Source organism: Streptomyces sp. NPDC001617, assembly GCF_053596855.1.
Genome location: NZ_JBSFHA010000021.1, coordinates 90,235 through 107,053, shown reverse-complemented (window position 1 = coordinate 107,053; position 16,819 = coordinate 90,235). Strand labels below are relative to the sequence as shown.

At 68.9% G+C, this 16,819-nt stretch carries 16 protein-coding genes and 2 pseudogenes; 5 read left to right on the top strand and 13 right to left on the bottom strand.

Going from position 1 to position 16,819, the window contains the following annotated elements; genetic code table 11:
• Positions 1-130: 130 nt before the first annotated feature.
• From ACWC09_RS18575 to ACWC09_RS18545, 7 genes are read right to left on the bottom strand one after another with little or no spacing between them, the layout of a single operon-like run.
• Positions 131-742 (bottom strand): TetR/AcrR family transcriptional regulator, encoded by a 612-nt coding sequence (locus ACWC09_RS18575; RefSeq protein ID WP_450851603.1) that lies wholly within the window; start codon positions 740-742, stop codon positions 131-133.
• 43 nt (positions 743-785) lie between these two features.
• The gene (locus ACWC09_RS18570; protein ID WP_450851602.1) at positions 786-1,631 is read right to left on the bottom strand and encodes a fumarylacetoacetate hydrolase family protein; all 846 of its coding nucleotides are present in this window, start codon (positions 1,629-1,631) and stop codon (positions 786-788) included.
• Between the two features lie 10 nt (positions 1,632-1,641).
• Positions 1,642-2,577 carry a 3,4-dihydroxyphenylacetate 2,3-dioxygenase gene (locus tag ACWC09_RS18565; protein ID WP_450851601.1) on the bottom strand — a complete coding sequence of 312 codons (936 nt, stop codon included), beginning with the start codon at positions 2,575-2,577 and terminating at the stop codon, positions 1,642-1,644.
• The gene (locus ACWC09_RS18560) at positions 2,570-4,033 is read right to left on the bottom strand and encodes an aldehyde dehydrogenase (RefSeq protein WP_450851600.1); all 1,464 of its coding nucleotides are present in this window, start codon (positions 4,031-4,033) and stop codon (positions 2,570-2,572) included. Before ACWC09_RS18560 ends, ACWC09_RS18565 begins: the two co-directional genes overlap by 8 nt.
• 34 nt (positions 4,034-4,067) lie before the next feature.
• Positions 4,068-4,874 (bottom strand): acetoacetate decarboxylase family protein, encoded by an 807-nt coding sequence (locus ACWC09_RS18555; protein ID WP_450851599.1) that lies wholly within the window; start codon positions 4,872-4,874, stop codon positions 4,068-4,070.
• 12 nt (positions 4,875-4,886) lie between these two features.
• Positions 4,887-6,095: an NAD(P)/FAD-dependent oxidoreductase gene (locus ACWC09_RS18550; RefSeq protein WP_450851598.1), complete on the bottom strand. Its 1,209-nt coding sequence runs from the start codon at positions 6,093-6,095 to the stop codon at positions 4,887-4,889.
• A 4-nt stretch (positions 6,096-6,099) separates the two neighbouring features.
• Positions 6,100-6,288 carry a ferredoxin gene (locus ACWC09_RS18545; protein ID WP_450851597.1) on the bottom strand — a complete coding sequence of 63 codons (189 nt, stop codon included), beginning with the start codon at positions 6,286-6,288 and terminating at the stop codon, positions 6,100-6,102.
• Positions 6,289-6,630: 342 nt separating this feature from the next.
• On the opposite strand from ACWC09_RS18545, the gene ACWC09_RS18540 reads away from it, so the two are divergent.
• From ACWC09_RS18540 to ACWC09_RS18530, 3 genes and pseudogenes are all read left to right on the top strand, one after another.
• Positions 6,631-7,980, top strand: a complete 1,350-nt coding sequence (locus tag ACWC09_RS18540; RefSeq protein WP_450851596.1) for a glutamine synthetase family protein — start codon at positions 6,631-6,633, stop codon at positions 7,978-7,980.
• Positions 7,981-7,996: 16 nt separating this feature from the next.
• Positions 7,997-9,280, top strand: coding sequence for a cytochrome P450 (locus ACWC09_RS18535; RefSeq protein WP_450851595.1), 1,284 nt, complete (start codon positions 7,997-7,999; stop codon positions 9,278-9,280).
• 220 nt (positions 9,281-9,500) lie between these two features.
• Positions 9,501-9,758: pseudogene (locus ACWC09_RS18530) on the top strand (transposase); the annotation flags it as partial.
• Between the two features lie 100 nt (positions 9,759-9,858).
• Here the strand turns inward: ACWC09_RS18530 and ACWC09_RS18525 are convergent.
• Positions 9,859-10,350, bottom strand: a complete 492-nt coding sequence (locus ACWC09_RS18525) for a MarR family winged helix-turn-helix transcriptional regulator (RefSeq protein ID WP_450851594.1) — start codon at positions 10,348-10,350, stop codon at positions 9,859-9,861.
• Between the two features lie 115 nt (positions 10,351-10,465).
• On the opposite strand from ACWC09_RS18525, the gene ACWC09_RS18520 reads away from it, so the two are divergent.
• Positions 10,466-11,830, top strand: coding sequence for a pyridoxal phosphate-dependent decarboxylase family protein (locus ACWC09_RS18520; RefSeq protein ID WP_450851634.1), 1,365 nt, complete (start codon positions 10,466-10,468; stop codon positions 11,828-11,830).
• A gap of 695 nt (positions 11,831-12,525) precedes the next feature.
• Here the strand turns inward: ACWC09_RS18520 and ACWC09_RS18515 are convergent.
• The 4 genes and pseudogenes from ACWC09_RS18515 to ACWC09_RS18500 form a co-directional block, all read right to left on the bottom strand.
• The gene (locus tag ACWC09_RS18515; RefSeq protein WP_450851593.1) at positions 12,526-13,200 is read right to left on the bottom strand and encodes an AAA family ATPase; all 675 of its coding nucleotides are present in this window, start codon (positions 13,198-13,200) and stop codon (positions 12,526-12,528) included.
• A gap of 322 nt (positions 13,201-13,522) precedes the next feature.
• Positions 13,523-13,834, bottom strand: a pseudogene (locus ACWC09_RS18510) (glyoxalase/bleomycin resistance/dioxygenase family protein); the annotation flags it as partial.
• A gap of 397 nt (positions 13,835-14,231) precedes the next feature.
• Entirely contained in the window at positions 14,232-14,936 is a 705-nt protein-coding gene (locus ACWC09_RS18505) for a Clp protease N-terminal domain-containing protein (protein ID WP_450851592.1), read from the bottom strand.
• Positions 14,936-15,157, bottom strand: a complete 222-nt coding sequence (locus ACWC09_RS18500) for a helix-turn-helix domain-containing protein (protein WP_052067739.1) — start codon at positions 15,155-15,157, stop codon at positions 14,936-14,938. The genes ACWC09_RS18505 and ACWC09_RS18500 overlap by 1 nt, the downstream gene beginning before the upstream one ends.
• 391 nt (positions 15,158-15,548) lie before the next feature.
• Here ACWC09_RS18500 and ACWC09_RS18495 point away from each other — a divergent pair, with 391 nt between their 5' ends.
• A complete protein-coding gene (locus ACWC09_RS18495; RefSeq protein ID WP_450851591.1) occupies positions 15,549-15,980 on the top strand; it encodes a hypothetical protein in 432 nt (143 codons plus the stop codon).
• Positions 15,981-16,240: 260 nt separating this feature from the next.
• On the opposite strand, the gene ACWC09_RS18490 is transcribed toward ACWC09_RS18495, so the two are convergent.
• Positions 16,241-16,639: a GNAT family N-acetyltransferase gene (locus ACWC09_RS18490; RefSeq protein ID WP_450851590.1), complete on the bottom strand. Its 399-nt coding sequence runs from the start codon at positions 16,637-16,639 to the stop codon at positions 16,241-16,243.
• Positions 16,640-16,819: the final 180 nt, after the last annotated feature.

Here is a 16,819-nt window from a genome sequence, read left to right as displayed (position 1 = left end):
AGTTGCCTCATCGTGGGCTGGAACTATCCATCTGGCAAGGGGTCGGGGGAAGGAATTTACGCCGCGGAAACTGCCCCCAGGACATGACAAAGCCCCCGCCGCTGACGCGACGGGGGCCGTGTCGGCCCACTCAGTCGCGGCTGCCCTGCGCACGCAGGAGCGAGCGCAGCTCGGCCAGGGCGGCCTCGGTGTCCGCGCGGTCGCCGATGCCGGTCAGCTGGTGCAGTACGAGTCCGTCCAGCGCGGCGAAGACCAGCCGGTTGAAGGCCGGCGCGGCGCCCTCGGGCAGGATGCGGTCCAACTCGCGCCGGGAGGCGTCGAAATACTCGTCGTACAGCGCGCGCACCTGCGGCAGCAGCTCGGGGCGGCGGCGGGCCTCCAGCAGCAGTTCGTACTGGTACGCCTGGCCGTCCGCGTCGTCCTCCACCATGGCCGGCAGCCCGCTCACATAGTCCTCGGGCCGTCCGGTGCCGGGCTCCAGCAGGCTGCTGCTCAGGCTGGTGCGGACGGCGTAGGCGAGGGACTCCTCGATCAGCGCGTCACGGGAGCCGAAGTGGTGGACGACGAGGCCGTGGGTGACGCCGGCCTCCTCGGCGACGGCGCGGTAGGTGAGGTGACGCAGTCCGCGCCGGCCCACGACCCGAACCGCCGCCTTGAGCAGGGCCTCACGGCCCTCCCCGTAGCCCAGCCGCTTGCGCGTGCGGGAGCCGGCTTCCTGAGCGGTCTCGGCGGATTCGGTCATGGTCGCGACCCTACCGGCCGGGCCGCGCCGCAGGTCCCCGCGGTCAGCGACGGGGCGGGCGGATGCCACGGAACTCCCAGTCGCCGCCGAGCGCGGTGGACAGCACCTCCTCGGACTCGGTGGGCCGGGCGCCGACATCGGTGCGGATCGCGGTGGGGCCGGTGACGATGCGGTTGGTGAGCCTGCCGAGGCCTTCGACCTCGACCTCGACGATGTCGCCGGGCTGCACGGGCCGGGAGTTGGCGGGTGTGCCCGACAGCAGGACATCGCCGGGGTACAGAGTGATGGTGCGGGCGATGTCGGCGACGAGGTAGTGCATGTCCCACTGCATCTCGTCGGTCGAACCGTCCTGCACCACCTCGCCGTTGACGTACGTCTTGAGGCTCTTGCCGTGGAAGTCCCAGTCGGTGACGAGCCCCGGACCGAGCGGGCAGAGGGTGTCCGATCCCTTCACCCTGAGCATCGAGCCGGCATCGGTGTCACGGAAGTCGTGCAGGCCGTAGTCGTTGGCGACGGTGTAGCCCGCGATGTACTCCCCCGCTTCCTCGGGAGAGATGTTCCGCGCGTTCCTGCCGATGACGATGGCCACCTCGCCCTCGTAGTTGAGCCACTTGCAGCCCTCGGGGCGGACGATCGCACCCTTGTGGGAGTTGAGGGCCGAGGTCGGCTTGTGGAAGTAGGTGGGCGTGTCGGGCAGTTGGATCTGGAACTCGTCGACCCGACTTCGGTGGTTGAGGTGGACGGCGATCACCTTGGACGGGACGACCGGCGGCAGGTGGTGCGCCTCGTCGGTCTTGACGCGGCGGCCGTCGCCGGCGACGAGTTCGTCGCCGTCGACGGTGACCTGGACCGCGGCGCCGTCGAGGAGGATGCGGCGGTACTCGGGCATGGCAGGGCTCCTAGTGACGGCTGTGCGGAGTGCGCGGGGACGGGGCTGCGGGCAGACCTGTGCCGGTCCAGCCGTCGGTCGGACGGTCGAACCAGAGGTGCACCTGACCGGTGCCGACGGAGTTCTCGTACTCCCCGTACTGGCGGGCCTTGGCGACGCACCGCTGCTCGCCGAGGGCGCCGGCCATCATCAGGTAGTGGAAGAACTTCGCCTCGGGCTTGAACTTCCAGAACTCGTCCATGGTGTCGAGGACCTTGTCGTGCCGCCCCTCCTTGAACCACGCGATGCGCTCGTAGTCGGCCTCACGCGCCTCGGGGGTGCGGATGTGCACCGTGTCGCTGGCCTCGTGGTCGCGGATCTCGCGCAGCGGCCAGAAGGTGTGCGAGAGCGCGCCCGAGGCGATCATCAGGACGCGGCGGCCCGGGGTGGCGGCGATACCGTCGGCGAGTGCGCGGCCCAGCCGTAGATGATCCTCCATGTCACCGGTCTGGCAGACCCCGATCGTCACCCACCGCTTGTCCGGCAGGCCCTCGCCGAGGAACTTCCAAAGGTTGATGGTGGCGTAGTAGATCGGCAGGTAGTCGTCGTCGATCGCGGTGATCCAGGTGCCGTGCTTGTCGGCGAACTTCTCGATGTTGCGGGCGAGTTCGGGGTCCCCGGGGAAGTCGTACGGCATCCGGCACATCCCGCGCGGCAGCTCCTCGGAGGTGAACAGACCGGCCCGCCGCTGCTGGGCCGTGACGACGAACTCGACGGTCGTCGCCCAGTGCGAGTCGAGCACGACGACGGTGTCGTAGTCGTCACGCTCGAAGACGTCGCTGCGGAGCCGCTGCAGGCCGGTGACGAGGGTGATCTCCTTGCCCTCGTTCAGCTCGAGGCGGTCGGCCTCGGGGAGGACGATGGTGGGGACATGCGCGAGGAGCCCGGCCCCGACGATCTCACCCATGGTTCCTCCAACCGGCAGGCGCGGTGACGGTGTTCTTCAGGTCGCAGTAGAAGTCGAAGCTCCAGGTTCCGCCCTCACGTCCGACACCGGAATGACGGGAGCCGCCGAAGGGGGCCTGCAGGTCGCGTACGAAGAAGCAGTTGACCCAGACGGTCCCGGCCACCAGCTGCGCGGTGACGCGTTCGGCGCGCTCGGAGTCGCCGGTGGCGACGGTGGCGGCCAGTCCGAAGCGGGTGTCGTTGGCGAGCCGGACCGCTTCTTCTTCGGTGGCGAAGGTCTGCAGGGTCAGAACGGGGCCGAATACCTCCTCCTGGACGATCTCCGAGTCCTGGGCGACGTCGGTGAGCAGGGTCGGCGCGTAGAACTGCCCGTCCTTGCGGTGCCCACCGATCACCGCGCGCGCACCGGACGCGATCGCCCGCTGCACGAACCCGTCGATCTTCTCCAACTGGCGGGGATGGATGTTGGGTCCGATGTCGGTGGCCTCGTCGCGCGGGTCGCCCTGCGTCAGCCCGGAAGCCTTCGCCACGAACCGCCGCGTGAACTCCTCGGCGACCGACTCCTCGACGAGGAATCGGGTGGCCGCCAGGCACACCTGCCCGGCATTGTCGTACTGCTCCACCGCGAGGTCGACCGCCAGGTCGAGATCGGCGTCGGCGAACACCAACAGCGGTGACTTGCCGCCGAGTTCGAGGCTGAGCGGGGTAAGGTTGCCGGCCGCCGACTCGGCGATCCGCTGGGCGGTGGGCACCGATCCCGTGAAGCTGATCCGGCGCACGTCCGGGTGCGAGGTGAGGGCGTCGCCGATCTCGGAGCCGTAGCCCTGGACGACGTTCAGCACACCTGCGGGCAGCCCCGCCTCGGCGGCGATGTCGGCGAGCAGCGAGGCGGTCAGCGGGGACCACTCGGCGGGCTTGAGGACGACGGTGTCCCCCGCCGCCAGCGCCGGTGCGACCTTCCAAGTGGCCAGCATCAGGGGCGCGTTCCACGGGGTGATCAGCACACAGGGGCCTGCCGGGTCCCAGGAGACGTGGTTGGTGTGGCCGCGGGTCTCGAAGTCCTCGTGGTCCAGCTTCAGCAACCAGTCGGCGAAGAACCGGAAGTTGTGCGCCACGCGGGGCATGACGCCCCGACGGTGCGAGCGCAGGAGGGCGCCGTTGTCGGTGGTCTCGACGATGGCGAGCTCTTCGCTCCGCTTCTCCACGCCGTCGGCGATGGCGTGCAGGATGCGGGCGCGTTCGGCGCGGGAGGTGGCGGCCCAGGCGGGGAAAGCGGCCTTGGCGGCGGCCACGGCGGCAGCCGCTTCCGTCGCGGTGCCCCGGGCGATGTCGCCGATCGTGCTGCCGTCGATCGGCGAGACATCGCTGAACGTATCGGCGGAGGCGACGCGTTCGCCGCCGATCCAGTGCCGGGTGTCGATGGCGACCCCGGCCACGGTGAGGGTGTGCTCGGTCATGTCCGGTCTCCAAGTCCTTTGCGATGTGGGGTGGTTACTCGGCTCCGGAGGTGCCGGACTCCAGCAGCCGTCCGCCGTCCCACACCACGCCGACCTGGCGGTAGTACGCGGCGATCGGCTCCCGGATCTCCAGCCTGGCCAGCTCCTCGGTGGGCGCCTCGAACAGCTCCAACTCGGCTTCACCCAGCCACGGTCGGCCGCCCTCGAAGGAAGCGGCCCCGGACTCGATCAGCTCGTCCAGCGCGAGCCCCTTGCCCTTCTCGATCGACGGCAGCCATCGGTGATGGGCCATGGGATGCGCGTTGACGAACCCGTTGGTCTCCGACGGCTCCCGCAGCGTGACCACCGCCTGGGCGAGCCGCCGGTCGGCGGCGGCGAGCGTCGCCCCGAACCGCGCGCCCGCCTCGATCCGCGGAGCGGGCCCGTACGGATGCGGCCGCGTCTGGTGAATGGACCCGAGCTTCTTCGGATACCCCTGGTGCAGCCCCCGGGCAATGGCGAAGTCCTTGTCGACCCAGATGTAGACGCAGCGCGTGTAGGTCTGCCCCTTGTACTTGCAGCGGACGACCGCGAACGCCTCCTTGTACTGGGAGAGCACGGGGTCCAACAGCTCGTCCCCAGTCCCGGAGCAGGACTGCCAGTCGGCCCAGATCAGGGCGACCGCGCCCGGATCCTCGTCGGCCAACTCCAACGGCTCGGGCAGCAGTTCACGCACCCGCGCCGGATCGGTCCGGTACTCGACGGTGAGCAGATCACCGGAGTACCGCCACGGTGGCGACGGAATCAGCGACGAGGCACCGCTCGCCGTCTTGGGGAAGAAGTAGCCACGGACAGGGGACATGACAGGGGTTCCTTACGCGGTGAGGGCGGGCTGCTTGAGCAACTGGGCGCGATACCGGGCGGCGCCCATCGCGGCGGCCTGACCGCCGAGCGCGACGACGCCGACCAGCCGGCCGCCGACGTGGTAGCCGACGAGGACGTCACCTTCCACGTCGCCGTCGAGGACGCGGACGTCGTCGAGGCCGAGGGCCGGCGCGCCGAACGACTGGAGCCGGAATTCGTGCTGGTCACTCCAGAAGGTGGGCAGCGGCGCGAAGGGGCCGAACTCGGTTTCCGTACCGGCGAGATGGGCGACGAGCGCCTTGGCGGCGTGCCTGGCGGTGTCGGTGGGGATCGACCAGTGCTCGACACGGCGCGGTACGCCGTCGTAGCGGGCGTTGGGGAAGCGGGCGACATCGCCGACGGCGACCACCTCCGGACGTCCGCCGACCCGCAGCTGCCCGCAGGTGAGCACTCCGTCGGACAGGTCGAGGTCGTTGCCCTCCAGCCATTCGACGTTGGCTGCCGAGCCGACCGACTCGACCACCACGTCGGCGGGCAGCACGGTGCCGTCGCTCAGCACGACACCCGTGACACGGCCCTCGCCCTCGAAACCGGCGACTCCGGTGCCGAGCGCGAAGCGCACCCCGCGCTCCTCGTGCCGCTTCAGCAGCGCCCTGCCGAGCAGTTCACCGAGGGGTCCGACCATGGGCAGGGGCAGCGGGTCGACGACGGTCACCTCACGCACGCCGAGTATTACGGCCGTGGCGGCGACCTCGCAGCCGATGAACCCGGCGCCGACCACGACCACCCGCACGTCGGGGCGGGTGAGTTCGTCCCGCAGTCCCTGGGCGTCGGCGATGGTGCGGACCGTGTGACGGCCGGCGAGCGGACCGGGGCAGCGCAGGCGCCGGGGGCGCATGCCGGTGGCGACGACGAGACCGTCGTAGGAGAGGGGCGAACCGTCGTCGAGTGCGACGGTCCGCTCGGCGAGCCGGGCGGAGACGACGCTCGTGCCGAGCCGCCACTCCACGTCGGCGGCGGCCGCCTTCGGGGTGAAGGCCAGTGACTCGAAAGGGGCCTTGCCGGCCAGGACCTCCTTGGACAGCGGGGGCCGGTTGTAGGGCATGTGGGGCTCGTCGCCCACGACGGTGACGGCCCCGGTCCAACCCGCCGCACGCAGCTGTTCGGCTGCCCGCAGTCCGCCCATCGAGCCGCCCGCGACGACGATGCGTGCGGTCATGGGGCTAGGCCTCGATCCGGATGGCCTGCAGCGGACACACGTCGGCGGCCTCCTCGACCTGGTCGCGCAGTGCGTCGTCAGGGTCGGAGACGTACAGCAGGTGCCCGGTCTCGTCCATGGAGAAGACGTCCGGAGCCGCGAAGACGCACTGACCGTGGTCCTGGCACTTGTTCATGTCGACGACGACCTTCATGGCCGGTCCTCCTGAAAGTGCGGGAGCGAAGGGGGTGGGGCCCGGTCGGAATGGACCGGGCCCCGGCCAAAGGGGTGCGGTGATCGCGGTGGAGACCGCACCCCCAACTCGTTTGACATCAAACAAGGTAAGTGCGCCCCACCCCCTGGTCAATACCTATCCGGATGGATAAATTCTTGACCTCAACCTCTTGCGGGGAGGCCACCCCCTCCATACCGTTTGACTTCAAATAATGCACCGGAGGCTTGCTCCTGCCACCGCGCCCCGCCGGTCCCACACAGACCACCCGCCTGCCGGATCCTCCGTCCGGAGGTGTCCCGACAGCCGCCCGAGGAGACAACGGTGAGCGCTCAAGACCTGCCAGAAGTCCGCCGCCACATGGAACGGCTCGCCGCCGACGGCATCGATGTGGTGCGGGTGACGTATCCCGACCTGATCGGCACGGACCGGGCCCGCGACGTGCTGGTCGAGGCCCTGCCTCGGGCCGTGGAACACGGGCTCGCCTTCTGCCGGGCGGTCTACCACACCAGCCCTCAGGGAGACGTCGTCCCGGTGGGCGGCGGCCTGGACGCCGGCCTGCCGGACATCTGCGTACGACCGGACCTCTCCACCCTGACCGCCCTGCCCTGGGAGCCCGGCGTCGCCACCTGTCTCGGCGACATCCTCGACCCGGCCACCGGGGTTCCGGCCCCCGAGTCACCGCGCGACCTGCTGCGGTCGGTCCTGGGCCGGTGCGAGGAGCACGGGCTGAGCCCGGTCGTCGGACCCGAGCTGGAGTACTTCCTGTGCGACCCGAACCCGGCGGGCGGCTGGCGGCGCTACACCGGCACGCCGGGAGTCGTCTACACGGCCGGTCTGCGCGCCGACCCGGACAACCACCTGCTGCGCACCCTGCGGCAGGTCCGCGACCTGGACCTCGGGGTGCTCAGCGGGAACCACGAGTTCGACGGCGGGCAGTTCGAGATCAACCTGCTCCACTCCGACGCCCTCTCCGCCGCCGACCGGGCTTTCCGTTTCAAGGCCGCGATCAAGGAGCTGGCCCGGCGCGAGGGCAGGCTCGCCACGTTCATGGCGAAACCCTTCAACGACGCCGGTGGCTCCGGCTTCCACCTGCACCTCTCCTGCACCGGCCCCGACGACCGCAACACCTTCGACGACCCCGGCGGCGCACACGGCCTCTCCGACACCGCCCGGCACGCCATCGCCGGTGTGCTGGCCCACGCGCCCGCCCTGGCCGCACTGCTCAACCCGACGGTGAACTCGTACAAGCGCTTCGGCCCCGACACGCTCGCCCCCTGGCTGATCGACTGGGGGCTGGACAACCGCAGCGCGATGGTCCGCATCCCGCCCGAACGGGGCTCCGGCGCCCGGCTGGAACTGCGCCTCGGGGACGCGAGTTCCAACCCCTACCTGGCCATCGCCGCCACCGCCGCCGCCGCTCTCCTGGGCGTCCTCGCCGGGAAGGAACCCCCCGCCCCACTGAAGGGCTACGGCTACGACACCTCCAAGGCGGCCGTGCTGCCCATGGACCTGCCGGCCGCACTAGACGCCCTGGAGGCCGACACCGACCTGGCCGAGCTGCTCGGCAAGGACTTCACCACTTCCTACCTCGCCTACAAGCGCAACGAGGTCGAACGCTTCCAACGGCACGTCACCGACTGGGAGTTCACCGAGTACGCCTACCACCTGTGACGCCGAGGAGTCTTTGATGACCGAGATCCTGACCCCTGCCGTGAATGAGCCGATGCCCCTGGCGGACGTCGACCTCGCCGACCTCGACAACTTCACCGACGGGGTGACGCCCTGGCGGATGTTCCACACCCTGCGCCACGAGGACCCGGTGCACTGGCAGCCCGAGGAGGCCCCCAACTCCGGTTTCTGGGCGGTGACCCGGCACGCGGACATCGCCAGTGTCGACCGCGACCCGGAGACCTTCACCTCGACGAAGTTCGTCAACCTCGAGGAGGTCGACAACGACCAGATCAAGAAGCGGGCCTCCATCCTGGAGATGGACGGCGTCCGTCATCGCGCGCTGCGCAGCGTGATCCAGCGGCAGTTCGGCGCCGGTGTCATCAACAGCTACAGCGACTTCCTGCGCGGGCTGACGGCGCAGACCCTGGACGCGGCCCTCGCGAAGGGGACGTTCGACTTCGTCGCCGACGTCTCCGCGGACTTCCCCATCAACGTGCTGGCCCGCCTCCTCGACGTACCGCCGGAGGACAACCAGCAGCTCATCGACTGGGGCAACCGGATCATCGGCAACACCGACCCCGACTACGCGGACGTGCTCCTGCACAGCGCCGAGAGCGAGAAGTACCGTGATCTGCCCTTCCGCTCCCCCGCCTCGCTGGAGGTCTTCGAGTACGGCCGGGAGCTGGCCCGGCAGCGACGCGGCTCCGACGGCACCGACCTGGTGTCCAAGCTGGTCAACTCGACCCCACGCGACGGCATCCCGCTGTCCGCGCAGGACTTCGACAACTACTTCCTGCTCCTGGTGGTGGCCGGCAACGAGACCACCCGGCACACCATCTCCCACTCCATGCTGGCCCTCCTCCAGCATCCCGAGCAGCTCGCCCGCCTCAAGGATGACCCGTCCTTGATCCCGACCGCGGTCGAGGAGTTCCTGCGCTGGGCCTCCCCCGTCTACCACTTCCGGCGCACGGCAACCCGAGACGTCGAACTCGGCGGCAAGCGGATCAAGGAGGGCGACAAGGTCGTCATGTGGTACGCCTCCGGCAACCGCGACGAGGAGATCTTCGGCAACCCCTACGACTTCGACGTCACCCGGCAGAACAACGACCACGTCACCTTCGGCAAGGGCAGCCCCCACCTGTGCCTGGGCAACCTCCTCGCCCGCACCGAGATCCGCATCATGTTCGAGGAACTGATCCCACGCATCGCCGGCATCCGACTGGCCGGCGACGTGCCGCGCGTCCGCTCCAACTTCGTCAACGGCATCAAGAAACTGTCCGTCGAGGTCACGCTCGCCTGACGGCACGCTCGAACCACCGGTTGGGCCGACGACGGTCCTCGGCCGGGTGCCCTGGCACGCGCCGCGGCCACCCGGTCGGCATTCCACACAGCCGAGGTGCCGTTCGAACCTGCATGCGGGGAGAGCAGTGTCACCGTCATGCTTATCACATTTCGACGGGCCGAAGCTCGAAGGAGATCAGCACGATGACCGCACCCAGGCAGGTCAGCGACGAGTGGGCAATCATCGCAACGGATATCGCCCGCGCGAGTGGGACACCCGGGCGGGCACCGTCGAACTGGCCATCCCCAAGCTCAGGACCGGCGGTTACTTCCCGCACTGGCTACTGGAGCGGCGCCGCCGGGCCGAACAGGCTCTCATCAGCGTGGTCGCCACTGCTTACCTGCTGAGCTTCTCCACCCGCCGGGTCGAGAAGCTCGCCGAGCGCCTGGGCACCTCCACACCCTCGACCCTACGGACGGGACACAGCGCGGAACACCCGCCACGTGCGTTCGAAGAGTCGCCCGATCCGCCTGGCATCCTTCCGGCCACAAGCCCGGCACCAGCAGTTCCCGTGCGGGCCGTGATGCAGGGCTCCGTCAGCCGGCGTCGTCGCGCAACTCCCTGTCGATCTCGCTCAGCGCACTGGTCAGTCGGGCGTAGTCGTCGGCCGCCAGCGGCTTGACGAAGAACTGCTCCACCACACGAGCATGTACGGCCGCGCCGCGCAGGAATGCCGTGCGGCCCTCGGCGGTCGGTTCCACCAGGGCCACCCTCCGGTCCCCGGGAGACGGTGCGCGGCGGACCAGGCCGACCTCCTCCATGCGGTCGATCAGGCGGGTGGTGCCGCTGCTGGTGAGGGTGAGGTCGTCGGCCAGCTGGCGCTGGGAGACCTGCTCGCCGGGCTCCCGGTGGAGCCGGATGAGTACTTCCAGCATGGTGTGGCTGATCCCGCACTCCCGCCGAAGGTCGGCGTCGATCCGCCGTTCCAGGCGGGTGGCGGATTTGATCAGCAGCCCGAAGTCGCGCACGACCTGGCTGTTGGCCGCGCGGGCGGCGGCTTCGTCGTCCTGTCCGGGCGTGGCGTCCATCGCTGTGACTTTACTGCAATCTCACCTACTGCTGTCTCAATCACTGAGCAATCAATTGCTGACTAGTCAATGAAACCGTATGGTGGCGTCCGTGTCACCGGCGAGAGGGAAAGCAGTGGATCTGCAGCACTGGCTCGGTCGAGCCACCCACGCGATACAGGACTGGGCCGACACCTTCGGCCCCTACCAGGCCCACCCTTCCCTCCTGGTGGACGACGACCGCTTCGCCGCCGCCTTCGGGGAACTCACGGGACGGCTGAAGGACAACTACCCCTTCTTCCACCCGCATTACGCGGGCCAGATGCTCAAGCCCCCGCACCCTGCCGCCGTGGTCGGCTACGTCACCGCGATGCTGATCAACCCCAACAACCACGCCCTGGACGGCGGCCCCGCCACCGCGGCGATGGAACGCGAGGCCGTCGCCCAGCTCGCCTCGATGTTCGGCTACGACACCCACCTCGGCCATCTCACCACCAGCGGCACGATCGCCAACCTCGAAGCCCTCTTCGTCGCCCGCGAACTCCACCCGGGCCGGGGCGTCGCCTACAGCGAGGACGCCCACTACACCCACGGCCGCATGTGCCACCTCCTGGGACTGAAGGGCCACCCCGTACCCACCGACGACCACGGCCGCATGGGCCTCGACGCCCTGGAGGACACCCTGCGCACCGGGGAGGTGGGCACCGTCGTGGTCACCACCGGCACCACCGGGCTTGGCGCGGTCGACCCTGTCCACGAGGTCCTTCCGCTCACCGAGCGGCACGGTGTCCGCGTGCATGTCGACGCGGCCTACGGCGGCTTCTTCACTCTCCTCGCCGACGCCGACGGCCCCGAGGCGCTGCAGGCGGCACCCTGGAGGGCCATCGCACGATGCGATTCGGTCGTGGTCGACCCCCACAAGCACGGCCTCCAGCCCTACGGCTGTGGCGCGGTCCTCTTCCGCGACCCCGAGGTCGGCCGCTTCTACCTCCACGACTCGCCCTATACCTACTTCACCTCCGCCGAACTCCACCTCGGCGAGATCAGCCTGGAGTGCTCGCGCGCCGGCGCCTCCGCCGCCGCCCTGTGGCTCACCTTCCAACTCCTCCCGCCCACACCGGATGGACTCGGCCAGATCCTGGCGGCCGGCCGGCGCGCGGCGCTGAAGTGGGCGGACCTCATCGACGCGTCCGAGTACTTGGAGCTGTACCAGCAGCCCGAGCTCGACATCGTCAGCTACTTCCCCACCGTCGAACCGGCCACCCTGACCGCCATCGACGCGGCCACCGCACACATCCTCACCGACGGCATGACCAGCCCCGACCCGGTGTTCCTGAGCACCCTCAAAGCCGACCGCGAGGCGTTCACCGCACGCCACCCTCAGATCGCCGCAGACAGCGACGGCGCCCGGATCCTCCGGAGCGTTCTGATGAAGCCAGAGTCCGAGCACCACGTCGAGCACCTGCACAACCGGATCGAACACCTCGCCCGAGCTCGCTGACCACCGGCAGAGTGCTTCTGCCCTGCCGCTCAATCGTCGCTACCTGTTCCCGGCCACGACAGGGATCGCGCAGACGAAGCGGGACCCACCTTCAGTCTGCTCCAGGGCCAGCATCCCGCGAGCCGACGACTTCATCAGACACTTACGAGACACGACAGATAAGCGTGAACAGGCACGGGGCCGGAGCTCCTCGTACCAGGCCAAGGCCTCCGTGCGGCTGGTGGTGGCGGGCACCGGCCGGATCACACGCGGCGGTGGCCGCAACAACTCGCCGAGCCGGTCCAGGCGTTCCTGCAGCGGGCGAGGGCGCAGGGCGGTGCCGGTGACCGTTGGGCAAGCAGCGAGGATCGATCCGAGTACGCGTGCAACCCGCATGTCGAATGTCGGCGGTCCCTGGACATTCGCGACTCCAGCGGTGGGGCTGATCGATGTCGGAAGCGTTTCACGTGTCGGCATCGGCCACGAAGCCAGGAGCACTCGTTCCTCAGGAGGGCGAAGCCGGCTCGCCGAACATCTGGCGTTTGAGCATCTTGATGGGGTTGCCGTGCCCTTCCACGACGCCCGAGTTCCAGAGCAGCGTGAGCCCTGCGATGACCGCGGCCCGGTCGCGACCGATGCCGGCGGCGACCTGCCGCGCCGGCAGGTCCGCGAGAAGAAAGGCCGGTCAGCCGACCGGGCATGGTGGTGCTCGACAGTTATCGGGGGGACCCTGTCAGTCCCTGAACTGCACCGATCACGCTGTCCACCACCTCGGTCACCGGCTTGGAAGCATCGATGATCGTCGCACCACGGCTTTCGTAGAGCGCTCGCATCCCAGGATTCCACTTCAGGGCCGCTGCGAGCTCTTCGGGATGTTGACCGAATGTGTTCGTCGTGCGGGTCGCGAGCCGGTGGCGAAGGGTGTCCTCGTCGATCACCAGGCACACGATGAGGTCGAAAAGATCGCGGACGTCTGCCTCGTTTTCCGCCGACCCACATAAGAACGCGATTCGGAAACGGGACTCCTCGACGAGGGTCTCAACGCGCTCACGGACGATCGCCCACCCGTATCGGTCGAGCCAGCCCCCAGGAACCGGATACGGAGGATCCACCACTACATCGCCCTTGGCTCGGTCGATCCAGCGACTGAAGCCGTCCTCATCGGCGTCGAGCGCGACGTAGCCACGCTCTCGCAACACCCCGCAGACCGTGGACTTACCGACCCCTGAATTGCCCGTCACCCACACCAATGTCACGCCGCCAGGGTAGCTATGACCACCCCGGGACAGTGCCGCAACCGCGGGCCGGTGTCCGTCGGTCAGGCCGAGCTCGGGCAGCAGCAGGGCCGACCACTGCTGGATCCGCATCCCCGTCATCAGTGCCAACTGCAACGCGGAGCGGTTGCGATGGGGTCGCCTCCCCACAAGGCCGAGTCCAGGCCGCCGCCCGGCTCCAGGCCACCAGACCCGACGTCCCGGAAGAATAGGTACTGGCCGAGGTCCCTGTGCCGGATCCGTGGATCCCGGCTCACCCCGCCGCACAGGGACTCCCCCACGTCCCGTCGCCCGTCAGGGCCGCCCGTTCACGTAACCGACCCGGCCAAGTAGCCGTAGAGCCCGCCGATCGCGGCGGCGTCCCGATCCCAAGTGGCCTCGCCCACCTTCCACGGCGCCGGTCGCGGCCTCGCTGGTGTGAAGGTTGGCCATCTCGCGGTCAACAGCAGCCGCTGGCCGCGCCCGGTTGGGCCGCAGTGGCGCAGCAGGTACGGTCCTGCCGCTTGGCCAGGGTGTCGGCGTCGGCCTTGACGACGTAGACCTCCCAGGGTTCCTGGCCGGGTCCGTGGAGCCACACCTTGTCCTGCAGGACCTAGCAGCAGGTGGTGTCGTTCTCCACATCCGTTGCCAGTCCCTGATCTGCCAGGCGGGTGGTCGCGGCGTGGACGGCTTCGGAGGATTCGCCTTCGAGACGGAGGTGGTCCATCCGCGTGTCCTCACCCGGCGCGCCCTGGATCAGGACGAGCTTCAGTATCAGTCACTTGACGTCTTCCATGATCGTCGGCCGCCGGTAGATTTACCCCCTGAGCAGGCATCACCTGCTCTTATCGAGCCCATTTCTCACCAACATCTCCAGCCGCTCACACCCCCGCCTGCCTCCCGAACCGGTCGACAGGTGCTGCCGCTTAAGGTGAACGAAGCCAATGACCCTATGAGCGATAACCCGGACGCATCGGCAGACCACATCAGGTGAGGCCACAAACAGCACGGAATCACCCGCGACGGAGTGCAGATCTTCGAAGCCAGGACTCGGGGGCTGTTCCGTCTCAAATGATGACTTGAGCCGTGAGGGTGCTGGAAATCTCGCTCGATCTGGTCCTGGGCGAGGTAATGCCGGACATGGAAGTCGACGACGGGCGGGAGCGGGATCAGCGCGCCTGGCGGTAGCGGTCGACGATTGCGGTGCGCAGCGCCGGGGCTGATGCACCGAGTGCTGACAGTACGGAGGGCACGAGCCCGCTGTTCATGGCGATGAGGCCGAGGGCGAGGTGTTCGGTGCCGATGTCGGTCTCGTGCCGGGCCTGCGCTTCGTGGACCGTGTTGGACAGGCTCTCCTTGGCGTGCGGGGTGAAGGGGATGTGCCCGGTGGGGCGGGCGCCGTCGGTCTGGTAGAGGCCGGCTGGAGCAGGGGTGGGTGCCGTAAGGACGACGCGTCGGGCGCGGCGTTGGCTGCGCCAGTGGCGCGGGGGCACTGCGCGCCGGGGGTTGAGCCTGGAGGGGCGGGGTGGCCGGTGTACGGTCCGGCCGGCGCGGGCGAGGGCTTCTGGTCCGAAGGATTCCTCGATCCTGGCGCGGACGGCGTCGAGATCGATCCCGATCGAGGCCAGCGCATCCCGGTTGAGGGTGCCGAACAGGAGGGACCCCGCGCCGAGCCCGACCCGGCGGACGATCTCCTCCTCGACGCGCTGCGGCGTGAGGCCGTGCTCGCGCAGGACGGAGCTCGCCGGCTGGTCGGTCAGGACGAGGGCGAGCAGGAGGTGTTCGCTGCCGATGTGGTGGTGCCCGAGCCGGCGTGCGTGCTCCTGGGCATGAGCTACGACGGTGCGGGCGTCGGGGGTGAAGTGTTCGAACATCATCGCCTCCCGATCAGCGGGCCGTACTTGCGGTGCACGGTCTGCTTGGTGACGCCGAGCCGCTGCGCGATGTCCTGCCAGGACCATCCCAGTTTCCGGGCGTTGTCGACCTGGAGGAGTTCCAGCCGTTCGCTGAGTTCTCGCAGGGCAGCCACCGCGCGGAGCCCGACGTCCGGGTCGTTGCTGGCAGCGCCCTCGGCGATTTCGAGTGTGTTCTGCATGCCCGTCAGCATATGCTGACGACCGAGGATGCGTCAACATATGCTGACGACGTGCAGTGACTTCGAGATCCGCGCAGTTCAGCTGCCCTGGCCTCGTTTCTCCTGTCCCCGGCTTCGTGCTCGTTGATCAGGCACCCGCCGCCGGGACGGCGATCCGCTTCACTTGAGACCGCAGAGAGAATCGGGGCCAGTTCGCCTGCGACGCAGACCAGTTCATCGAGGACGGGACCGGGGCGACTGGATCACGTCAGACGGACAGCTGCAGTCTCAGCGAACCGAGCCCACGCGTCATCTCACCCAATCCAGTCCACGCAGGTCAGCGGTGTACGGACGACTAATGAGTGCCCGCTTCTGAACTGCCCTTCCGAATGCGGCTGGGATGATTGCGGGCATGACACATTCCTGGCCGGCGAGGCTGTTCGGGAAGGAGCGACTCCGTAGTGCGGGTGAGGACTCGGCGGCGGTCTCGTCGCCGGGCCCGGTATGGAGCGATCCGGAGATCCCGGACGAGGAGCGCGCGGTTCTGCTCGTGCGCCTCATCGAAGACCCCACGGCGCGCGAGGACGAGCAAGACGACGCGGCGTCGGATCTGGCGTTCCTCTCCGGTCCGTTCGTCGAGGCGGCCCTGATCCGGGCCATCCGGGCGGGGGACTTCCGCAGCGACTTGGCCCAGCGCTGCGCCGAGTCCCTCGCCGGAATCTGGGCCAGGGAGGGCCACGTGGACCCCGCCTTCCTGGCGGAACTGCGCAGTCTGGCGAAGGAGGAGGTCTTCGGCATCCTGGGGGTACGCGCCCCGCACCTGCTGCCGCCTGACGCCCTCTAGAAGATCTCTGACGGCTGAGGTTGCGGAGGTCGGAGGCCGAGTCCGATCTTGGTCATGAGTCCCTCGGTGAGACCGGGTCGGTACTGTGTCCGCTTCAGCCGGGTGCGATCGGCTCGACGAAGACGTCAACGGTGCCGACGGTGAGGTTCCCCAGGTCGTCGTTCAACTCGGGATGCGTGCCGCCAGGCGACGACGTGCCCAGTGCGTGAAGGGAGGGAAGGGGCCCGTCGTCTCCTCCCGGTCGATCAGGGCGCAGGATCTCAGGCACTCGTGCGCCGTACGTGCAGGTGGCCGTCGCGGGGGAAGGAGGGCGGCGCCGCGGGCAGGATGCTGTCGACGTCGTACCGGCACTTCTGTGCAACCCGGCACGATGCCAGGGTGCCCACCTGGTGCAGGAGTTCGAGACGCTCCAGCCCGTCGGCTTCGAACGTGTCGAAGGCCCAGCTCGTGAGTGCCTCCAGAGCGCCGGGGGGAACTCGTCGCCCGCGAGCGTGCGCCGCGGTCCAGTAGCCCACCTCGGCCGCCGGTTTGCCGGAGGTGACTTCTTTGAGAACCACGTTGCCAACCAACTGTTCGCGAAGTGAACCGGGTTGTGCCTCAAGGACGGCGAAGCCGAGCCGCTCCCCCCTGCCCAGCCCCGCTGCCGGGCCTGCACCCACCGTGCCCCGTCAGCATCGTTGTCCACGCCAAAGCTCCCCCGCTGACGCAATGCGGGATCCCGGCTCACCTCGACCAATGCGGCAACGTCCTCCATGCGTCAGGGGCGAAGAACGACAGCGGGAGAGGCCGGCGTCGCGGCCACCTGAAGTACGACGGGGGCATTCATCAACCGATCATGT